This window comes from Pseudomonas sp. EL_65y_Pfl2_R95 (assembly GCF_963971045.1).
GTDB lineage: Bacteria > Pseudomonadota > Gammaproteobacteria > Pseudomonadales > Pseudomonadaceae > Aquipseudomonas.
The window spans coordinates 186,242-203,442 of record NZ_CAXAOV010000006.1 but is presented as its reverse complement, the minus strand read 5'-3'; the positions used below and the strand labels follow the sequence as shown (position 1 = coordinate 203,442).

The window sequence follows — 17,201 nt, the reverse complement described above, 5'->3', positions numbered from 1 at the left end:
CTGTGGCTTATTCGTTCAGGAACCTTTGTGTGCAAACCTCCCCACGTTTTTTTCTGCAGAAACCCTTGCTCCCAGGTTTTGGCCTGAGCTTCGGCTTCAGCACGTTTTATATTTCACTGGTGATCCTGTTTCCGCTGTCGGCGTTGCTGGTATATGTCAGTGACATGGGGTGGGCCCAGTATTGGCAAGCGATCAGTGACCCGCGTGTGGTGCAGAGTTACAAGGTGACCCTCAGCGGTGCCTTTTACGCCACCATTGCCACCGTGTTGATCGGCATGTTGCTGGCCTGGATCATTACCCGCTACGACTTCCCCGGCCGCCGTCTGGTCGATGCGTTTATCGACCTGCCCTTCGCCTTGCCAACCTCTGTGGCGGGCTTAACCTTGGCTACGCTGTTGGCGCCAAGCGGCTGGTTAGGCGCATGGCTTGAGCCGATGGGCATCAAGCTGGCTTATGCCTATCCCGGCATCATGATCGCCATGGTGTTTACCAGCCTTCCGTTTGTGGTGCGCACCGTACAACCGGTGATGCAAGATATGGGACACGAATACGAAGAAGCGGCCAGAACCTTGGGCGCTAACCGCGTACAAACCTTCTTCCATGTGATACTCCCGACGTTGCTGCCAGCGCTGGTAACTGGCGCATCTCAGTCTTTTATTCGCAGCCTTGGTGAGTTTGGCGCGGTAATCATGCTGGCCGGCAACATCCCGTTTAAAACCGAAGTGTCTTCACTGATGATCTTTATCCGCCTGCAGGAATTCAACTACCCCGCAGCAGCCGCCATCGCGTCGGTCATTTTGCTGGCATCACTGACACTGCTGTTTAGCTTGCAAGTACTACAAGGCCATCTTTTCAAATGGCAACGGCAGGGCAAATGAAAAAACCTCAACACTGGCATCAATGGCTGTTGATCGGCCTGGGCCTTAGTCTGGTGACCTTGATCTTGCTGGTGCCTTTGCTATTGATTTTCAGCAAAGCACTGTCGGGCGGCTTGCTCCTGCTGTGGGGCAATCTCAATGAAGACTATATGCTGCATGCCATTGGCCTGACGCTGATGGTGGCGGCCATGACAGTGCCGATCAACCTGGTATTCGGCGTACTGCTGGCGTGGTGCATCACCCACTATGACTTCCGTGGCCGCAAAATACTGACCACCTTTGTCGACATCCCTTATGCGGTATCGCCTGTTGTGGCCGGGCTTTGCTATTTGGTGGTGTACGGCATCGAAAGCAGCCTGGGCCAATGGTTCTACGATAACGACATCCAGATCATGTTCGCCTGGCCCGGCATTGTTATGGTCACCGTGTTTGTGACCGCGCCGTATGTTGCCCGCATTCTGATCCCGGTCATGCAAACCCAGGGGCAGGACGAAGAAACAGCCGCCCTGTGCCTGGGTGCAAATGGCTGGCAAATCTTTCGCCATATCACCCTGCCCAAAATCAAGTGGGCACTGCTCTATGGCGTAGTTGTCACCAACGCCCGTGCCGTCGGTGAGTTCGGCGCGGTGTCGGTTGTGTCAGGCACCATTATCAACCATACATTGACCCTGCCCTTGCTGGTCGATCAACTCAACAACGATTACAAAACCGCGGCCGCCTTTACCGCTGCAGCTCTGCTCGCACTGATGGCGCTGCTCACCCTATTGCTGAAAACATTTATGGAATGGCGCCAACGCAGCCTGATGCAGAAAGCACAAGCCCAGTAGTAAAACCGTCGAGCCCATCGCGTCGGCTCGACGTGTTCATGCACACCAAGACCTGCAACTGATTAACGCTTGCTGCTCGGACGGGGCTGTGCAATAAACAGCGCAATCTAATCCCTTGATCGCCTGATGCATCTGCCAGTACCCGACAAGCAGCCTCTGCGTAGGTGCCGGCAATTGCCTTAGCACGCCGTTATAATCGGAGCCCATGAGCGAATCATTTGCCACTCGCCAACCCTGCCCTCCCGGTGCCTGCGATTGCGGACGCGAACAGTTGGAACACGCGCCCGGTGCGGATATGCGCATCCTGCGCTTGACCCGCCAGGAAGAAAAACGCTTGGTCGAGCGCCTTGAGAACATTCAAACCCTCGAAGACCTTGAGCGCATGCAAATGCGCATCTACGAGCAACTGGGTGTGCGTGTCACTGTTGCGCCCGGTTTTAACGAGGTGCGCAGCATGCGCGGCATTGCCATTGAAGTTGCTGAACTGACCGGTCTATGCCGCAAGACTCGCCAGTCGATTCCTGCTGCCATTCGCCGAGGGCTGGAAAAGCACCCCGAAATTGCATTCCGCCTGCTCGACAGCCACGACTTGCTGCGCGACGCCTAAGCGCCAATCAAGGCGCACCAGCACTGGCCTTGAGCTGGTTGATCCGCTGCTCGCTCAACTGCTTAAGCAACAAGATGATCAACGCCAGCAGCAGCAACAAGCTGGCAACACTGAACGCTGCCACGTGGTTATATTCGTTGTAGAGAATCTCCACATGCAAGGGCAGCGTGTTGGTGTAACCGCGAATGTGCCCGGACACCACCGAAACCGCGCCGAACTCCCCCATCGCCCGGGCCGTACACAGTACTACTCCATAGACCAGACCCCATTTTATGTTTGGCAAGGTCACATGCCAGAACATCTGCCAGCCATTGGCACCGAGCAAACGGGCGGCCTCTTCTTCTTGGGTGCCTTGTTCTTGCATCAGGGGAATCAGTTCACGGGCAACGAAGGGCACCGTGACGAAGACCGTTGCCAGAATAATCCCCGGCAGGGCAAAGACGATCTGAATATTGTGCGCCTGCAGCCATTCGCCAAAGAACCCTTGGGCGCCAAACAGCAGCACATAGATCAGACCGGCAATCACCGGCGACACTGAAAATGGCAGGTCAATCAGAGTCACCAATAGGCTTTTGCCGCTGAACTCATACTTGCTCACCGCCCAGGCTGCACATACGCCAAATACCAGATTAAGTGGCACCGAAATGCCCACTGCGAGCAAGGTCAATTGCAAGGCCGAAAGCGCGTCCGGCTCCACAATAGCGCTGAAAAATACGCCCCAGCCCTGCTTCAAGGCGGCGCTCACCACAACCCCCAAGGGCAGTAGCAAAAACAATCCAAAAACACCCCATGCGGCAACGATCAACTGGCGCCTGCCAGATCCTTTTGATCGGGCGCCGACTGCGGATAAATGAGCACTCGATTGAGATGACATGTTCAGCCTTTATCCTTTACTGATTTTGCGTTGCAGCAAATTAATGACCAGCAACAACGCGAATGAAATTATCAGCATCAGCACACCAATTGCGGTGGCGCCGCGGTAGTCATACTGATCGAGTTTGACCATGATCAGCAGCGGTAGAATCTCGGTTTTCATTGGCATGTTGCCAGCAATGAAAATCACCGATCCGTACTCGCCAACACCCCGGGCGAAGGCCAATGAAAACCCGGTCAGCCAGGCAGGCAATAGCGCACGCAAAAGCACGTAGCGCACAACCTGCAAGGGTTTGGCACCCAGGCACGCTGCCGCTTCTTCTATCTCACGCGGAATATCAGCCAAGACCGGCTGCAGGGTACGCACCACAAACGGCAGCGTGACAAAGGTCAGTGCCAAGGTAATACCAAGGGGGGTGTAGGCAATCTTCAAGCCGATGTCTGCTGCCAGCCTACCGACCAAGCCATTAGGCGCATACAGCGCCGTAAGCGCGATACCTGCAACAGCGGTCGGCAAAGCAAATGGCAGATCAATCATCGCCTCAATCACCTTGCGCCCGGCAAACTCATAACGCACCAGCACCCAGGCCAACAATGCGCCAATGAATGCGTTAATCAAGGCCGCAGCCAGGGCCGTACCAAAGCTTAATTTAAGCGCTGCAAGCACCCGTGGCGCGGTAATGATTGCCCAGAAATCCAGCCAGGTAAGTTGCGCCGCATGGACGAACATCGCACCCAAAGGAATCAACACCAGCAAACTTAAGTACAGCACCGTGAAACCCAGCGTAATTCCGAAGCCGGGTATCACTGGGGAGGTTCTGACTAACATGATCAATCCTCAGCGAACAGAGCACAGCGCTGGCGGGCGGTGCTCTGAACGTGCGCGGTAAAGTTGAGTTACTGGACCTGATAGATCTGATCGAACACGCCGCCATCATTAAAGAACTTCGGCTGCGCGGTTTTCCAACCACCAAAGTCTTTATCAACGGTGACCAACTTCAAGGCAGGAAACTGCTTGCTGAACTCAGCCGCAATTTGGGTATTGCGTGGACGGTAGAAGTGCTTCGCGGCCAAGCGCTGTCCTTCGTCGCTATACAGGTAATTGAGATAGGCCTCGGCGACTTCACGGGTGCCTTTGCGGTCGACGTTTTTATCGACCACTGCCACGGGCGGCTCGGCAAGAATCGACAGCGACGGGGCGACAATTTCAAACTGGTCGCCACCCTCTTCTTTCAGGGCGAGAAAGGCCTCGTTCTCCCATGCCAGCAAGACATCGCCAATCTGGTTATTCACGAAGGTAATAGTCGAGCCACGCGCACCGGTGTCCAGCACAGGCACGTTGCCATACAGTTTTTTGACAAAGTCCTGGGCTTTCTCATCGCTGCCTAAGTGTTGTTTCGCGTAAGCCCATGCAGCGAGAAAATTCCAGCGTGCACCACCAGAGGTTTTTGGATTTGGGGTAATCACCGACACCCCTGGCTTGATCAAATCATCCCAGTCTTTGATGGCTTTGGGATTGCCCTTGCGCACTAAAAAGACAATGGTCGAGGTATAGGGCGTACTGGATTGCGGTAAGCGTTCTTGCCAGTTTTCCGGGATCAGTTTACCAATGCGCTGCAGCTCATCGATATCACCTGCAAGCGCCAGGGTTACCACATCCGCAGGGAGGCCATCGATCACCGACCGGGCTTGTTTTCCTGAACCCCCATGGGATTGTTGGACAGTGATACTGGGGTGGCCTTCGGCCTGCCAATGCTTATTGAACGCCGCATTGAACTCGCTGTAAAACTCGCGAGTGGGGTCGTATGAGACATTGAGTATGGTTTGCGCAGCTACCGCTGGGCCAGCGATAAGCGCGCTCGCCACTGCGGCGAGTGTGAAACGACGAATGGACATGATGCAGCTCCTAAAAAACAAAGTGCTGATTTGCATGGCCGCATCCGGTTTTAAAGGGATGACGGCTGCAATACCGGTGCGTGTTGGGTTATCACGCCCTCCGGTTGTCCAGTCGGGCTACTTACTATGTAGGGCTAGCTGAATCAGCCAGATTGTTGATGCGCAGTCGCGAGCCTGAATTTTTCTTTGCGCTCGATTTGCACCACGTGGCCGTTATGCACGGCGATCTCTACCGAGCCAAATTTAAGGCCACTGAGCGCGCGTTGGATTTCGTGCAGTACTCTGGGCTCCTCTAATGCATCCGGTGTTCTCTCTGTCCCAGCCATAATCGACCTCCACCCTATAGCCACCTTTACCTGACTACTCTGAGTCAGTTGAGGCTGATAATAGGAGCAGCCTCATATTCTTAAAAATACTATTTATTTACATGTTTATTCTTTTTGGAAATATAAGAAGACGCATCAAATTCCATAAAGGAATAACAAAATAATTTTTTATTCTTTTATTGATCGACAGATAATCTCTAACCTGCGCAGCTCAGCCCCCAGCGAGCGACGCCCATGCCCGATCCCACTATCCGTTACCTCATCATTCCAGGCTGGCATGGTTCAGCACCTGAGCACTGGCAGAGTCATTGGCAGCGCGTGCTGCCCAACAGCAGCCGGGTTGAGCAAGTTGACTGGCAATACCCGCAGCAAGCCAGCTGGGTTGAACAGTTGCAGCGCGGTATAGCCGAAGACTCGCGCCCTGTGGTGCTCATTACCCACAGCTTGGGCTGTGTAACCGTTGCTCATTGGGCCGCCCAGGCACCCAAACAGCTGCTAAGCAAGGTGCTGGGCGCTCTATTGGTAGCACCCGCTGACGTAGAGCGAACCAATTGTCCGGAGCTCTTGCGCAACTTTGCGCCGATTCCGACGGCTAAGCTGCCGTTTCCAAGCCAGCTCATTGGCTCAGACAACGACTCGGCAGCCACGCCGGAACGCGCCCTGCAACTGGCGCATGACTGGGGCAGCGAAGTGTCAATCCTGCGCGGCGTCGGTCATATCAATGTTTCATCAGGACACAATCGTTGGGAGCAAGGGTTCGGTCATCTGTACCGCCTACAGCATCAACTGGAGCAGAACAGCCAGCAGCGAGCCTAGTCAGCAATGTCTCCCAAGCCTTCGGCCAAGCCGGGCAGGCTGCGCTTTGCTGCGATTGTTTGACGATATGCACAACTCAAGTTACGCTTATCGTAATTCAATTACATAAAAATAAAATCATGAAAACGGATGACCTCGTCTACCTGTCTGGCTTTGCCAATCACTTGAGCAGTGAAGCACTTCCGGGTGCACTGCCGATCGGTCAGAACTCCCCACAAAAAGTACCTTACGGGCTCTACACCGAGCTGCTTTCAGGCACCGCATTCACCGTACCGAGGGCTGATACTCGGCGAACGTGGATGTACCGCATCAAGCCGTCGGCCAATCATCCGGCCTTCGTGCGCATGGAAAAGCAGATTGAAGGCGGCGCCTTGGGCCCCATTACACCCAACCGTTTGCGCTGGAATCCGCTGCCATTCCCTGAACAGGCAACTGACTTTCTGGATGGCTTAGTCACCCTAGCCGCCACCGCCGCTGCCGACCAGGCGTCCGGGGTCAGCGTGCATATCTACCGGGCTAACTGCTCGATGACCCGCGTGATGTTCAATGCCGATGGCGAATTCTTGATAGTGCCGCAGCAGGGCCGCTTGCGGATCGCCACTGAGCTCGGACGCCTGGAGATCGAGCCCTTGGAAATTGCAGTCATTCCTCGCGGCATGAAATTTCGCGTTGAGTTGCTTGATGACAACGCACGCGGCTATATCTGCGAGAACCATGGCAGCGCCTTCCATCTGCCGGAACTAGGCCCCATTGGCAGTAATGGCCTGGCTAACGCCCGTGACTTTCTCGCGCCAGTTGCCCACTTCGAAGACAGCGACCAGCCAGTACAACTGGTGCAAAAGTTTCTTGGTGAGTTGTGGGCCACTGAGCTTGATCACTCGCCATTGGACGTGGTCGCGTGGCATGGCAATAACCTGCCTTACAAATACGACCTGCGCCATTTCAATACCATTGGCACCGTTAGCTTCGACCACCCGGACCCCTCCATTTTTACTGTACTGACATCGCCCAGTAACACACCAGGCCAAGCCAATGCTGACTTTGTGATCTTCCCGCCGCGCTGGATGGTTGCCGAGAACACCTTCAGGCCACCGTGGTTTCACCGTAACCTGATGAATGAGTTCATGGGTTTGATTCAAGGCGCGTACGACGCCAAGGCGGATGGTTTTTCACCAGGTGGCGCCTCGCTGCATAACTGCATGAGTGCCCACGGGCCGGACAACATCAGCACCACCCAGGCGATTGCCGCAAGGTTACAGCCCCATAAAATCGATAACACCATGGCCTTTATGTTCGAAACCTGCACAGTGCTGCGTCCAAGCCAATTCGCATTACAGTGCCCTGAGCTTCAGACCGATTACGATGGGTGCTGGTCAGGCATGAGCAAGACCTTCAACCCCAAGCTTGCCTGATGTAATCCTGCTATGGGCTCATGAGCAGCTGTTCATGAGCCTACCCCCCCTCGCCCGCCACTCCTCGCTTGACCTTTATGCCCGGCCCGCTAGTATGCCGCGCGCATTGCCTGGGTCACGCTCATCCTGCGCACGTCAATTGATGCCCCAATCTGATGCAAAACTGTCCTTTTGGTCAGAAAAAGGGCAACCGATCGTGCCTGATCTACTGATCAATCTGTGACCAAACACCGCAAATATGCTCGTTAAATTACGTTTTAACGGCCTAAAAGCAGAAAAATCAATAATTGGCTTTGTTTTTGCTCTAGAACCCACAGCCTGACCGAATAGACAGGTTTAAAACTATAATTCTGCGCACCAGGAGCACCACCCGATGAACCGTTTTATCCCTACTCTGATGTTAGCCGGCGGGCTTCTGGCGGGCGGCCAGGCTGTTGCGGGTGATTTGATGCAATGGCAAAACAACAGCCTCACGTATCTATACGGTGAAAATTTCAAGGTCGATCCTGACAAACAACAAACCCTGTCGTTTGAGCACGCCAGCGGCTGGAGCTTCGGCGACCTGTTCTTTTTCGTCGATGGCATCACCTACAACAGCGCCGAACGTAACGGCGCGGGTGACTCAAGCACGTTCTACGGCGAATTCGCACCCCGTTTGTCGTTCGGGAAAATGCTAAATACCAAACTCGAATTTGGCCCAGTTAAAGATGTGCTGTTAGCCATGACCTACGAATTTGGCGAGGACGATACCGAGTCCTACCTCATTGGCCCTGGTTTCGACCTGGCGATTCCTGGCTTCGATTATTTCCAGATCAACACCTATCTGCGCACCACCGATGGCAAGCGTGATGGCGACAATGTCTGGCAGATCACGCCGGTGTGGAGCTACACCATCCCCGTGGGCAACTCAGATATCTTGATTGATGGTTATATGGACTGGGTTGTCGATAACGACAACAGCTACCACGCCAACCTGCACTTCAACCCACAGATCAAATACGACTTGGGTAAAGCCATGAGCTGGGGCGAAAAGCAGTTGTACGTCGGTATTGAATACGATTACTGGAAAGATAAATACGGCATCGATAATGACAGCTACCTCGGTGACACCATTCTCGATGGTACAAACCAGAGCGCAACCAACTTCATCGTAAAAGTGCACTTCTAAGTGCACAAAGGCACAGGCTAAAGCCATTTAGCCTGTGCAATCCTAAGCCTTCAGTCCCATGTCGCTCTTGCCACTTGTGTGATTAGATGTCCCATCTGCATACAAGGATGGATCATGTCTTCGCGCATTCTGCTGTTAACCGCACTTGCGATGCTGGCGTTTGCTGGCAACTCGATTCTCTGCCGAATAGCCCTGAAAGCGACTGAAATCGATGCAGCCACCTTTACCAGCGTGCGCATTATCGCGGGTGCAATAACCCTGCTGATCATCCTGCGCTTGAAGACTGCAGCGCAGCCGATGTCGGGCAGTTGGCCCGGTGCCCTGGCGCTAACCACCTATGCAGCAGCCTTTTCATTCGCCTATATCAACCTCGATGCGGGCAGCGGTGCATTGCTGCTGTTCGGTGCGGTACAGCTGAGCATGATTGCCTGGGGCTTTTATCGCGGTGAGCGCTTCGGTATCACCACGACTTTAGGTTTGGCCTTGGCACTCGCAGGCCTGGTTGCCTTGCTACTCCCGGGTGCCAATACCCCTGCGCTCAGCAGCGCGTTGTTAATGATGGTTGCCGGGGTTGCATGGGGCGCCTATTCGTTGATGGGCCGTGGCGCTGCAGACCCGCTGGCGACCACAACAGGGAATTTCTTACGGGCAGTGCCGATTGCATTATTCATCAGCCTGCTATTGATCAGCCGCCTGCAGTGGGACGCAGCGGGTTTAGGCTACGCGGTACTTTCGGGGGCTCTGGCCTCAGGGGTCGGCTACGCGATCTGGTACAGCGCTTTGCGTGGCTTGAAATCCTTCCAGGCCGCCACCGTACAATTGAGTGTTCCTATACTAGCGGCGCTTGCTGGCAGCTTATTGCTCCACGAAGCGCTGACATTGCGCCTGTTGCTAAGCTCCGCAGCGGTGCTCGGCGGTATCGCCATTGTTCTCACCGCCAAGCAGCGCAGCCCTCAAACCTAAGCGGTTATTTGTGGTCTATAGCTGTAGCATTATTGCCTCTCCATGGATTGCCAACTGCGCACCATGCACATGTTCAACCTTGAACGGAATCTAAGCCATGCTCAGTTTTAGCACTTCATCGACTCATGCGCTGCTGCGCGCAGTGCTCGCCAGCTTCTTAATCGTCAGCTTGGCGGCCTGCAGCAGCCTGAGCCCGCGCGACCCGGTTAAAATCGACCTCGTTGGCCTGGAGCCCTTACCCGGTGAAGGTCTGGAAATGCGCTTTTCAGTGAAGCTTCGGGTGCAAAACCCGAATGACAGTGCCATCGATTACAACGGCATCGCACTGGATCTGGATGTGAACAACCAACCGCTGGCCAGCGGTGTTAGCGATCAAAGCGGACAAATACCCCGCTTCGGTGAGGCCGTAATCAGTGTCCCTGTGACTATTTCGGCGTTCTCGGCAATGCGCCAGGCAATGGGCGCATCGCTTTACAAGCCAGGCCAAGGCTTGCCCTATGAACTGAGCGGTAAGTTTGCTGGCGGCCTGTTTGGTACCTCACGCTTTAGTGACTCAGGCACGTTCAATTGGCCTGATCCAACCCAGCCAGTGCCTTAACTAGCGGTTTGTGGATCACTTTTAACCACACGATCACGCCCCGCCCGCTTACCTTCGTACAGGGCCGCATCGGCTCGCTTTACCAGATCGGCAAGCCCTTCACCCGGCATCAACATCGCAACGCCCAGGGTCAGTTGCATGTACAGTTCGACCTCGGGCGCTTGCAGGGGCGATGCCGCAACGACCTCTCTGATCCGCTCTGCCACGTGCACGGCGCCCAGTAGATTGGTGTGCGGCAGTAAAAGTAAAAACTCCTCTCCGCCCCAGCGACAGCAACTGTCCGATTCCCGGGCAATTGTGCGGATCAGATCGCTGACATGGCGCAACGCCGCGTCCCCAATCGGATGCCCATAACGGTCGTTGATCCCTTTGAAATGATCGATATCAGCCAAAATCACCGACAGCGGATATTGCTGGCGACGGCTTTGCGAAATGGCCTGTTCTGCCAGCTGCCCGATTCTGCGACGGTTAACCAGTTGCGTGAGCGGGTCATAAGCCGCCAAGTGCTGCAACTTGGACTGGATTCGAGAAACGGTGACAAAGTGAGTAAAGGTCAGAAGCGATATGGTCACAAAGCAAATCAGCAGATTCAATATGCGAAACTGCTCCAGCGCTTCAACGCTCATTGAATGCTTTGCGCCTGAGGCTGGCTGCAGCTCAAAGCTGAACATCCCAATCGCCATGACCAGGCAAATCAATACCTTCAGCTTAAGGCCGATCCGCCCGGCAAATACCACCAGAGGAATCAGCGCCATCACCAGATATTGGAAACCTGCGCTGGGCCCGAAGTGCTTCGAGAACTCCATAATGTAGAGCGTAACAATTGCAAAAAGCATGAGCACACTGGGCAGAAAGACTGCGAATGGACGTTTCCGTGCGCATAGCGGATAGAGCGGAATTTGGATGATCATCGCCAACAGGCTGAACTGCCACCAACTGCTGTGGTTGAGCCAGAGCAAGATCGCGTGCAGTGGATTGACCACCATCAGGATAAGAATCCCCCGCTGCACAAAAGAGCGGAAGGTCATTCGGATAAAATCTGTATCTAACGGATCGCGTTCTATCCCGGACAAGAATAACTGCATACGCGAGCTCCCAAGAAATCCCTTCGCCGCCGGCGGCGCCAGCGTGGATACCGCATCTGCATCACAAATGAAGTATCGCCCATTCAGCCCACACAGATGAATCAGAAAGGGATACGCCCCATTAGAGGCCGCTATTGCCTGGAACATGGCGCAATGCCTAGCCCCTAACTGATAACCCTGCTCGCACTTTGCTTGAGCAGACTGCCGACATCAATAGCCAAGGTGCGGCTAGCTGTTTAAGAGTAGCTCAAGGTCAAGCTTCCCCTCCCAATCAAAAGTTGTTATCTACCGGAATCTGCAGCCAGCAACAGTATCGCGCCCCAAAAAGGGGCGCCTTAATTTACACAAGCTTTACACCCTGTTTCGTGCCGAAATCGCAAAATCATAGTCAGAATATACAGGCGGCATTTGTCCGTACTGTAGGAGTCATAAAATGATTAAGCGTATTTTTCTGCCACTCATATTAATTGCCAGCTGGCTCGCCGCCGGCCAAGCTTCAGCGCACGGTCATAACGATGGCGCTGTGATCGCAGGGGCCGTTGCAGGAGCTGTGATCGGCGGCGCGATCGTCGCTAATAGTCAACCGGCGCCGCAGACTGTCTATGTACAGCCGGCTCCACCTGCCTATTATCCGCCGCCCCAGCCTGCTTATTATCCGCCACCACAGCCGGTGTACTACCAGCCACCACCGGTGTATTACCAACCTTACCCTGTAGTTGTGGCCCCAGCCTACCGTCCCCGTACAGTGATTTACTACGGCGGCCGAGGCGGCTATGGCCACTACAACAACTATTACCATGGTGGTGGCAATTATCATGGCGGTGGAGGCCACCATCATTAAGCGCCAGATCAGCCTCGCAATTGCGGGGCTTTTTTTGCCCTGAGCTACAGCGCAGTGTCCCAGTCAGAGTTCGCAGCCGCAGCGCCCGCAAAACCCTATACAATATATGGCCATTAATAGACTCAAGCCGAGGTCGCGTGATGAGCACTCTGCCGCCATGCCCTAAATGCAACTCTGAATATACCTACGAAGACGGCACCCTGCTGATGTGTCCGGAATGCGCCCATGAGTGGTCGGCCAACAGCGAAGACACCGCCGCTGACGATGCCAAAGTCATCAAGGACTCGGTCGGCAATCCGTTGCAGGACGGCGACACAATCACCGTGATTAAAGATCTCAAGGTCAAGGGATCATCGCTGGTGGTTAAAGTCGGTACCAAAGTCAAAGGCATCCGCTTGTGCGACGGCGATCATGACATTGATTGCAAAATAGACGGTATCGGTGCAATGAAACTCAAATCCGAGTTCGTCAAGAAAGTCTGACCCCCAACTCAGCAATGCTTGCCCCCTTCTCCACGCACGGCTATTGCCACTAATAGCCGCTGCACACAGATTTCTTTGCCTTATATTCCAGCCTGCCCTGCGCAAACAGCGCATTATTTGCCAGTATTAGCTAGCATTCGTATGTACCGCCGATTTGCTTAACCCTCCTCAAGGCAAGCTGGAGTCCACTATGCGCTACCTTTGCATCGGTCTGTTGCTGTGCCTCAGCCTGCCTGCATCTGCAGAATCTCTGCTGGCAGTGGCCGATGAACAATTCGCGCCCTACAGCTTCAGCAAAGCCAATAGTGAAAAACCAATAGGAATGGATGTTGACCTGATAAGCGCGATTTTGCATGAGGCTAAATTGGATTTCCAAATTCGCCTTTACCCTTGGCAGCGGGTAAAGCAAATGCTCGATCAACATGATGCTGATCTGGCATTTGCATTCGCTGGCACCGCGGAGCGCAAACAGCAATATCGTCTTGTTGGCCCGCTACGCACCGGCGCTACGGTATTTATGACCACCCATAAAACCGCTATCACTGACTGGCAGAGCCTTGATGACTTGATGCCTTATGTGATCGGTCAAGTGCGGGGCTATGCCTATGAAACCAACTTTGACCACGCTGACCTCTCCCGGGACAGCAGCGCGCAAAACCCGAGACAGCTGGTGTCAATGTTGCTGGCGGGTAGAATCGACATCATCATCGGCGACAAAACTCAACTGATGTATTTCGTCCATGAGCAAAATTCAGCCTCTAAAGTGCGTGTTTTGCCCCACGTATTGGTCGATATGCCGCGCTACGCCGCCTTCAATAAAAATGACGAAAAAAACGCCCAAGCGTTCGCCAGCGCACTGCAACGGTTGAAGGATAACGGCAAACTGCAGGCTATCTATCAGCAGTGGCAGTACTAGCGCAAATGAATACACCGATGAACAAATTTTGGCTACTCACCAGCCTGTTGTTAATGAGTGCCTGCGGCGTCGGGGAGACAGCAGCAACTGCGTCGCTCCAGGCGCAGCAAGCCGAGAAAGCCCAGCAGCAAATGGTGCAGATGCAAAAACAGATCGATGAGGCCAACGCCGCCAATAACCAGCGACTCGAGCAGCAGCTCAAGGACTCGAACTGAAACTACCCGCTCAATCCTCAGCCAACCACTGCTGCACAGCCTCCAACGCTTGAGCTTGACGCTCCGCCCAATCCCCCTGCAGGGTAACAAACCGCTGTTGATGATGAACTAACCAGTCGCGACAGTCGCTGAAGAACTGCACCCGCTCAGCCAATTGCGGCTGACAGCGCTGGCCATCATCGACCCAAGGCACCCCTTGCGGGTCGAGCAGTAGGTTAATGTCGTACCGACGCGCCAAAAGAGCCTGTTCGATCCACGCCGGGCAATCCCCGAACAACTCTCGGCTCCACAGCATATTGCTGAGCAAATGAGTATCGAGAATCAACAACTCAGGCAGCTGGGCGCGGGCACTGTCTTCCCAGTCAAGCTGGCCCTGGGCGATTGCGGAGATATCTGCATAACAGGTTTCGCGCTGTTGCTGATCAATAAAGTAGCGCACATATTCGCCAACCACGACGCCACCAAACTGCTGCTGCAGCGCCGCTGCCAGCCAACTTTTACCGGTCGATTCCGGCCCGGTCAGCACCAGCACCTTCATGCGTATGCAGGCTCAGGCGCTCGCCGCCAGTCCCGCCAGCCTTGAACCGCCAATAGGGTGAACAGGGCATACAGCGCCGCCGTCAGGTACAAGCCTTTGCTGATGAACAAGCCGACGAAGATCAGGTCAACGATGATCCATAGCGCCCAGCATTCAAGTCGCTTTTGCGCCATCCACACTTGAGCCACGAGGCTGAAGCCAGTCAGGGCAGCATCCAACCAGGGCGAAGCGGCATCGGTGTGGGTCGCCATCACATAGCCCAGGGCAACACTGCCCAGCGCACCCAGTAACAGGCTGCCAGCCAGCGCCGTTGAGCTCAAGCGGCTAACCTCACGCCCATTATGCGCACCGCCGCCACGGGTCCACTGCCACCAACCGTAGAGTTGCAGCGCGGCATAAATGATCTGCAGGAGCATGTCTGAATAGAGCTTTATATCGAAGAATATCCAGCTGTACATCAACACCATGACCAGCCCGATCGGCCAGCACCAGATGTTCTGTTTAACCGTCAGCCACACGGCAATTACGCCAAGAGCGGCGGCTACGAGTTCAAGTGGCGACATACAAGCCTCAAAGCCAGGACAGCTGTGCGCTGCCCTGTAGTCAAATAATTCTGGAAGTCATCCAATGGCAGCTGAGCGCCGTTAGCGCGAAGCACGCGAGCTTGTTGGCGACGCGGCACAACAGTCGTTACCGGAGAAGGCGGATAGCGAACACCATCCACCCTTTCAGGCAATTAGCTCCCGGCTACTGTCATGCGCTCAATCAATACGGAGCCAGTGCGAATACTGCTGCGCAGCTCCAGATCATTGCCGACTGCGACAATCTGCCTGAACATGTCGCGCATATTGCCGGCAATTGTCACCTCTTGGACAGGGAACTGTATTTCGCCGTTTTCCACCCAGTAACCACCCGCGCCACGTGAGTAGTCGCCGGTCACCATGTTCAGACCATGGCCCATAAGCTCGGTAACCAACAGGCCACGCCCCATACGCTTGATCAGTGCTTGTTGGTCTTCGTCGCCATGGCTGACAAACAGGTTGTGCACACCGCCCGCGTTAGCGGTGCTTGGCATGCCCAGCTTGCGCCCGGAATAGGTGCCGAGCACATAGGAAAGCAACTCGCCGTTCTCGACGAACGATTTAGCGTAAGTGGCCAAACCATCGCCATCGAACGCCGCGCTGGCCATGGCCCGCGGGATATGCGGACGCTCATCCAGACTCAGCCACTGCGGGAACAACTGCTGGCCGATGGTGCCTTCAAGGAATGAGGATTTACGGTAAATGCTGCCGCCCGAGATCGCGCCCAAGAAGCTGCTGAACAAGCCCGTGGCCAATTCAGCAGCGAACAACACAGGCACTTCACAAGTCGGCACAGGACGCGCACCGAGGCGGCTAACCGAACGCATGGCGGCACGCACGCCAATGTCTTCAGGGCTGGCCAGCAATTCGCCCTGACGATTAACGTCATACCAGTAGTCACGCTGCATAAGGCCGTTGTCTTCGGCGATCATTACGCAGCTGAGGCTGTGCCGCGTACTGGCATAACCCCCGACAAAACCATTGCTATTGCCATACACGCGGCAGCCTTGGTGAGTACTCAGGGATGTGCCGTCGGCGTTCTTGATCCGCTTGTCAGCATCGAATGCCGCGCTTTCGCAACGCAGTGCGTGCTCAATCGACTGCTCAGGGGTTATCGCCCATGCATGGTAGAGATCCAGATCAGGCAGTTCACGCGCCATCAATGCAGCGTCGGCAAGGCCTGCGCTTTCATCTTCAGAGGCATGTTTGGCAATCGCCAAGGCTGCCGCTACTGTTTCACGAATCGCTGCATCGCCGGTCGCCGAGGTACTGGCCGAGCCTTTGCGCTGCCCCAGGTACAGGGTGATGCCAAAACCTTGATCGCGGTTGAACTCAACGGTTTCAACCTCGCGCTGGCGTACTGTCGTCGACAAGCCTTGCTCAACAGAGACCGCTACTTCACAGGCACTGGCCCCCTGTTTTTTGGCTTCAGCGATAATCTGCTCAACCTGAGCCTGTAACTGCGGCACCATTTGCGGGCCGACAACTTCTACTGAACTCATACCTACTCCTGAAAATATTTTCGCTGTGAGCTGCACCCTGTCGGGCTCAACCGCTTACAACTTGGAACTAACTGCTATCATGACGGCGTTTTCCACTGGATCGCCCCCATGTCTGAATACCTTGACGACTCCTCCGCAGAGAAAAGCAAAACCCAGGTCAAACGCGAGCTGCATGCGTTGCAAGATCTCGGTCAACGTCTGGCTGCTCTAAAGCCGGACCTGCTAAACAAATTACCCCTCACCGAAGAACTGCGCACTGCGCTGGCTGAAGCGCCTAAGCACACCGCTAATTCGGCGAAAAAACGCCATACCCAGTTCATCGGCCGGTTGATGCGCGATCAGGACACTGACGCGATTCTGACCCTGCTCGATCAGCTTGACGCCTCAACCCGTCAATACAACGAGCGTTTCCACGGCCTCGAGCGCTGGCGTGACCGTTTAATCAGCGGCACCGATGAAACCCTCGAAAGCTTCGTCGGCGAGTACCCTGAAGCAGACCGCCAGCACCTGCGCCAACTTATCCGCCAAGGCCAACATGAAGCTGCGCAAAACAAAGCGCCAGCGGCCTCGCGTAAAATCTTCAAATACATCCGTGAGCTAGACGAGAGCAAACGCGGCCTGCGTTAATTTCTCGAATGCCATTGCGCGGGACCTTCCCGCGCTAAAACCCGCAAAGG

At 54.8% G+C, this 17,201-nt stretch carries 21 protein-coding genes; 13 read left to right on the top strand and 8 right to left on the bottom strand.

The window, feature by feature from the left end; all coding sequences use genetic code 11:
- The first annotated feature begins 29 nt into the window (after positions 1 to 29).
- The 3 genes from cysT (AACY09_RS19065) to AACY09_RS19055 all read left to right on the top strand — a co-directional run bounded on the left by cysT (AACY09_RS19065) (position 30) and on the right by AACY09_RS19055 (position 2,312).
- Positions 30 to 878, top strand: coding sequence for a sulfate ABC transporter permease subunit CysT (gene cysT, locus AACY09_RS19065; protein ID WP_339490268.1), 849 nt, complete (start codon positions 30 to 32; stop codon positions 876 to 878).
- Positions 875 to 1,705 carry a sulfate ABC transporter permease subunit CysW gene (gene cysW / locus AACY09_RS19060; RefSeq protein ID WP_339490267.1) on the top strand — a complete coding sequence of 277 codons (831 nt, stop codon included), beginning with the start codon at positions 875 to 877 and terminating at the stop codon, positions 1,703 to 1,705. Before cysT (AACY09_RS19065) ends, cysW (AACY09_RS19060) begins: the two co-directional genes overlap by 4 nt.
- Positions 1,706 to 1,910: 205 nt before the next feature.
- Positions 1,911 to 2,312 carry a hypothetical protein gene (locus AACY09_RS19055; RefSeq protein ID WP_339490266.1) on the top strand — a complete coding sequence of 134 codons (402 nt, stop codon included), beginning with the start codon at positions 1,911 to 1,913 and terminating at the stop codon, positions 2,310 to 2,312.
- A 7-nt stretch (positions 2,313 to 2,319) separates the two neighbouring features.
- On the opposite strand, the gene cysW (AACY09_RS19050) is transcribed toward AACY09_RS19055, so the two are convergent.
- The 4 genes from cysW (AACY09_RS19050) to AACY09_RS19035 form a co-directional block, all read right to left on the bottom strand.
- On the bottom strand, positions 2,320 to 3,186 hold the full coding sequence (cysW, locus tag AACY09_RS19050) for a sulfate ABC transporter permease subunit CysW (protein WP_339490264.1): 867 nt from the start codon (positions 3,184 to 3,186) through the stop codon (positions 2,320 to 2,322).
- A gap of 9 nt (positions 3,187 to 3,195) precedes the next feature.
- On the bottom strand, positions 3,196 to 4,014 hold the full coding sequence (gene cysT, locus AACY09_RS19045) for a sulfate ABC transporter permease subunit CysT (RefSeq protein ID WP_339490263.1): 819 nt from the start codon (positions 4,012 to 4,014) through the stop codon (positions 3,196 to 3,198).
- Positions 4,015 to 4,082: 68 nt separating this feature from the next.
- Positions 4,083 to 5,081 carry a sulfate ABC transporter substrate-binding protein gene (locus AACY09_RS19040; protein WP_339490262.1) on the bottom strand — a complete coding sequence of 333 codons (999 nt, stop codon included), beginning with the start codon at positions 5,079 to 5,081 and terminating at the stop codon, positions 4,083 to 4,085.
- A 143-nt stretch (positions 5,082 to 5,224) separates the two neighbouring features.
- Positions 5,225 to 5,407, bottom strand: coding sequence for a DUF2292 domain-containing protein (locus tag AACY09_RS19035; protein WP_339490260.1), 183 nt, complete (start codon positions 5,405 to 5,407; stop codon positions 5,225 to 5,227).
- Between the two features lie 234 nt (positions 5,408 to 5,641).
- On the opposite strand from AACY09_RS19035, the gene AACY09_RS19030 reads away from it, so the two are divergent.
- From AACY09_RS19030 to AACY09_RS19010, 5 genes are all read left to right on the top strand, one after another.
- Complete coding sequence (locus AACY09_RS19030; protein ID WP_339490259.1) at positions 5,642 to 6,223, top strand: RBBP9/YdeN family alpha/beta hydrolase; 582 nt, start codon at positions 5,642 to 5,644, stop codon at positions 6,221 to 6,223.
- Between the two features lie 119 nt (positions 6,224 to 6,342).
- Entirely contained in the window at positions 6,343 to 7,635 is a 1,293-nt protein-coding gene (hmgA, locus tag AACY09_RS19025; RefSeq protein ID WP_339490258.1) for a homogentisate 1,2-dioxygenase, read from the top strand.
- Positions 7,636 to 8,008: 373 nt separating this feature from the next.
- Positions 8,009 to 8,803 carry an outer membrane protein OmpK gene (locus AACY09_RS19020; protein ID WP_339490257.1) on the top strand — a complete coding sequence of 265 codons (795 nt, stop codon included), beginning with the start codon at positions 8,009 to 8,011 and terminating at the stop codon, positions 8,801 to 8,803.
- Positions 8,804 to 8,917: 114 nt separating this feature from the next.
- A complete protein-coding gene (locus AACY09_RS19015; protein WP_339490256.1) occupies positions 8,918 to 9,766 on the top strand; it encodes a DMT family transporter in 849 nt (282 codons plus the stop codon).
- 97 nt (positions 9,767 to 9,863) lie between these two features.
- Positions 9,864 to 10,364 carry an LEA type 2 family protein gene (locus AACY09_RS19010; RefSeq protein ID WP_339490254.1) on the top strand — a complete coding sequence of 167 codons (501 nt, stop codon included), beginning with the start codon at positions 9,864 to 9,866 and terminating at the stop codon, positions 10,362 to 10,364.
- Here AACY09_RS19010 and AACY09_RS19005 read toward each other — a convergent pair.
- Complete coding sequence (locus tag AACY09_RS19005; protein ID WP_339490253.1) at positions 10,361 to 11,449, bottom strand: GGDEF domain-containing protein; 1,089 nt, start codon at positions 11,447 to 11,449, stop codon at positions 10,361 to 10,363. The two genes, AACY09_RS19010 and AACY09_RS19005, sit on opposite strands and share 4 nt — an antisense overlap.
- A gap of 433 nt (positions 11,450 to 11,882) precedes the next feature.
- Here AACY09_RS19005 and AACY09_RS19000 point away from each other — a divergent pair, with 433 nt between their 5' ends.
- The 4 genes from AACY09_RS19000 (at position 11,883) to AACY09_RS18985 (ending at position 13,903) form a co-directional block, all read left to right on the top strand.
- The gene (locus AACY09_RS19000; RefSeq protein ID WP_339490252.1) at positions 11,883 to 12,290 is read left to right on the top strand and encodes a hypothetical protein; all 408 of its coding nucleotides are present in this window, start codon (positions 11,883 to 11,885) and stop codon (positions 12,288 to 12,290) included.
- 140 nt (positions 12,291 to 12,430) lie between these two features.
- Entirely contained in the window at positions 12,431 to 12,772 is a 342-nt protein-coding gene (locus AACY09_RS18995; RefSeq protein ID WP_339490251.1) for a zinc ribbon domain-containing protein YjdM, read from the top strand.
- Between the two features lie 190 nt (positions 12,773 to 12,962).
- Entirely contained in the window at positions 12,963 to 13,688 is a 726-nt protein-coding gene (locus AACY09_RS18990) for a substrate-binding periplasmic protein (RefSeq protein WP_339490250.1), read from the top strand.
- A gap of 17 nt (positions 13,689 to 13,705) precedes the next feature.
- On the top strand, positions 13,706 to 13,903 hold the full coding sequence (locus AACY09_RS18985) for a hypothetical protein (RefSeq protein WP_339490249.1): 198 nt from the start codon (positions 13,706 to 13,708) through the stop codon (positions 13,901 to 13,903).
- A 10-nt stretch (positions 13,904 to 13,913) separates the two neighbouring features.
- Here AACY09_RS18985 and AACY09_RS18980 read toward each other — a convergent pair whose 3' ends face one another.
- The 3 genes from AACY09_RS18980 to pmbA all read right to left on the bottom strand — a co-directional run bounded on the left by AACY09_RS18980 (position 13,914) and on the right by pmbA (position 16,524).
- Complete coding sequence (locus AACY09_RS18980; protein WP_339490247.1) at positions 13,914 to 14,441, bottom strand: AAA family ATPase; 528 nt, start codon at positions 14,439 to 14,441, stop codon at positions 13,914 to 13,916.
- Positions 14,438 to 15,004, bottom strand: a complete 567-nt coding sequence (pnuC, locus tag AACY09_RS18975) for a nicotinamide riboside transporter PnuC (RefSeq protein WP_339490246.1) — start codon at positions 15,002 to 15,004, stop codon at positions 14,438 to 14,440. Before pnuC ends, AACY09_RS18980 begins: the two co-directional genes overlap by 4 nt.
- A 173-nt stretch (positions 15,005 to 15,177) precedes the next feature.
- The gene (gene pmbA, locus AACY09_RS18970; RefSeq protein ID WP_339490245.1) at positions 15,178 to 16,524 is read right to left on the bottom strand and encodes a metalloprotease PmbA; all 1,347 of its coding nucleotides are present in this window, start codon (positions 16,522 to 16,524) and stop codon (positions 15,178 to 15,180) included.
- A gap of 108 nt (positions 16,525 to 16,632) precedes the next feature.
- Between pmbA and yjgA the strand changes: the two genes are divergently transcribed.
- Complete coding sequence (gene yjgA / locus AACY09_RS18965) at positions 16,633 to 17,151, top strand: ribosome biogenesis factor YjgA (RefSeq protein ID WP_339490244.1); 519 nt, start codon at positions 16,633 to 16,635, stop codon at positions 17,149 to 17,151.
- The last annotated feature ends 50 nt before the right edge of the window (positions 17,152 to 17,201 follow it).

Coding starts and splice junctions, on each gene's coding strand:
- cysW (WP_339490267.1), top strand. CDS start 875: ATGAAAAAACCTCAACACTGGCATCAATGGCTGTTGATCGGCCTGGGC.
- AACY09_RS19055 (WP_339490266.1), top strand. CDS start 1,911: ATGAGCGAATCATTTGCCACTCGCCAACCCTGCCCTCCCGGTGCCTGC.
- cysW (WP_339490264.1), bottom strand. CDS start 3,186: ATGTCATCTCAATCGAGTGCTCATTTATCCGCAGTCGGCGCCCGATCA.
- cysT (WP_339490263.1), bottom strand. CDS start 4,014: ATGTTAGTCAGAACCTCCCCAGTGATACCCGGCTTCGGAATTACGCTG.
- AACY09_RS19040 (WP_339490262.1), bottom strand. CDS start 5,081: ATGTCCATTCGTCGTTTCACACTCGCCGCAGTGGCGAGCGCGCTTATC.
- AACY09_RS19035 (WP_339490260.1), bottom strand. CDS start 5,407: ATGGCTGGGACAGAGAGAACACCGGATGCATTAGAGGAGCCCAGAGTA.
- AACY09_RS19030 (WP_339490259.1), top strand. CDS start 5,642: ATGCCCGATCCCACTATCCGTTACCTCATCATTCCAGGCTGGCATGGT.
- hmgA (WP_339490258.1), top strand. CDS start 6,343: ATGAAAACGGATGACCTCGTCTACCTGTCTGGCTTTGCCAATCACTTG.
- AACY09_RS19020 (WP_339490257.1), top strand. CDS start 8,009: ATGAACCGTTTTATCCCTACTCTGATGTTAGCCGGCGGGCTTCTGGCG.
- AACY09_RS19015 (WP_339490256.1), top strand. CDS start 8,918: ATGTCTTCGCGCATTCTGCTGTTAACCGCACTTGCGATGCTGGCGTTT.
- AACY09_RS19010 (WP_339490254.1), top strand. CDS start 9,864: ATGCTCAGTTTTAGCACTTCATCGACTCATGCGCTGCTGCGCGCAGTG.
- AACY09_RS19005 (WP_339490253.1), bottom strand. CDS start 11,449: ATGCAGTTATTCTTGTCCGGGATAGAACGCGATCCGTTAGATACAGAT.
- AACY09_RS19000 (WP_339490252.1), top strand. CDS start 11,883: ATGATTAAGCGTATTTTTCTGCCACTCATATTAATTGCCAGCTGGCTC.
- AACY09_RS18995 (WP_339490251.1), top strand. CDS start 12,431: ATGAGCACTCTGCCGCCATGCCCTAAATGCAACTCTGAATATACCTAC.
- AACY09_RS18990 (WP_339490250.1), top strand. CDS start 12,963: ATGCGCTACCTTTGCATCGGTCTGTTGCTGTGCCTCAGCCTGCCTGCA.
- AACY09_RS18985 (WP_339490249.1), top strand. CDS start 13,706: ATGAACAAATTTTGGCTACTCACCAGCCTGTTGTTAATGAGTGCCTGC.
- AACY09_RS18980 (WP_339490247.1), bottom strand. CDS start 14,441: ATGAAGGTGCTGGTGCTGACCGGGCCGGAATCGACCGGTAAAAGTTGG.
- pnuC (WP_339490246.1), bottom strand. CDS start 15,004: ATGTCGCCACTTGAACTCGTAGCCGCCGCTCTTGGCGTAATTGCCGTG.
- pmbA (WP_339490245.1), bottom strand. CDS start 16,524: ATGAGTTCAGTAGAAGTTGTCGGCCCGCAAATGGTGCCGCAGTTACAG.
- yjgA (WP_339490244.1), top strand. CDS start 16,633: ATGTCTGAATACCTTGACGACTCCTCCGCAGAGAAAAGCAAAACCCAG.